The sequence below is a fragment of the Pseudomonas sp. yb_2 genome, assembly GCF_043103905.1.
Classification (GTDB): domain Bacteria; phylum Pseudomonadota; class Gammaproteobacteria; order Pseudomonadales; family Pseudomonadaceae; genus Aquipseudomonas; species Aquipseudomonas alloputida.
In genome coordinates, this window is sequence record NZ_JBICKH010000063.1 from 1 (window position 1) to 1,485 (window position 1,485).

Consider the following 1,485-nt stretch of genomic DNA (forward strand, 5'->3'; position numbering starts at 1 on the left):
GCGCTGGGCGGTGCCGCGAAGGTGGATGTCACCGACACCACCGACGAAGTCGTGGCCAAGTTGACCGCGACCCCTTCGGTGACCGAAGGCGGCGAGATCACCTACACCATCACGCTGACCAACAAAGACGGTCTGCCAATCAACAACCACAGTGCATTGACCTTCACGCTGAGCGACGGCAAAACCGTCATCACCGTGCCGGCTAATGGCACCGTGGGTACTGCCACTGTCACTGCCCCGGACAACGTCTACGTCGGCACCAACGACCCTGTGATCAAATCGATCGCAACCGTTGAAGGTGCGGATGTCGGCAAGTTCGAGCAACTGACGCTGGACAAGACCCCGGTCAGCACGTCGGTCACCGACGAGCCGGGCACCCCAGGCAACGAAGGCGACTTGGTCAAGGTCACCATCACAGCCGACCAGACCTCGGTGGCTGAGAACGTCAAACCGACCTTCACCGTGCACGTCAACCAGCCGCTGGCCCACGACCTGGTCGTGACCCTGAGCAACAATGCCCAGGTCACCATCAAGGCCGGTGAAACCAGCGCGCCGTACACCCACGCTGCGCAGGGTGATGACGTTTACAACGACGCTGGCCAGATCAGCCTGGGCATCACCTCGGCGGTGGACGCCACTGGTGCGACCTTCGAGAACCTGGAGCTGGGCGGTGCGGCTTCGGTTCAAGTGACCGACACCACCGACGAAGTGGTGGCCAAGCTGACTGCGACCCCGTCGGTCACCGAAGGCGGCGAGATCACCTACACCATCACCCTGACCAACAAAGACGGCCTGCCGATCAACAACCACAGTGCATTGACCTTCACGCTGAGCGACGGCAAGACCGTCATCACCGTGCCGGCCAACGGCACCGTGGGCACTGCAACCGTGACTGCCCCGGACAACGTCTACGTCGGCAGCAACGACCCTGTCGTGATGTCGATCGCTACCGTTGGCGGTGCGGACGTCGGTAAGTTCGAGCAACTGACGCTGGACAAGACGCCGGTCAGCACGTCGGTCACCGACGAGCCAGGTACCCCAGGCAACGAAGGCGACCTGGTCAAGGTCACCATCACCGCCGACCAGACTTCGGTGGCCGAGAACGTCAAACCGACCTTCACTGTTCACGTCAACCAGCCGCTGGCTCACGACCTGGTCGTGACCCTGAGCAACAATGCCCAGGTCACCATCAAGGCCGGCGAGACCAGCGCGCCGTACACCCACGCTGCGCAGGGCGATGACGTTTACAACGATGCTGGCCAGATCAGCCTGGGCATCAACTCGGCGGTAGACGCCACTGGTGCGACCTTCGAGAACCTGCAACTGGGCGGCAACGCTTCGGTTCAAGTGACCGACACCACCGACGAAGTGGTGGCCAAGCTGACTGCGACCCCGTCGGTCACCGAAGGCGGCGAGATCACCTACACCATCACGCTGACCAACAAAGACGGTCTGCCAATCAACAACCACAGTGCATTGACCTTC

At 62.0% G+C, this 1,485-nt stretch carries 1 protein-coding gene; it reads left to right on the plus strand.

All coding sequences use genetic code 11. The features are described from left to right. A partial coding sequence (locus ACF8FB_RS15025) for an immunoglobulin-like domain-containing protein (RefSeq protein ID WP_392511521.1) occupies positions 1 to 1,485 on the plus strand: 1,485 nt, incomplete at both ends.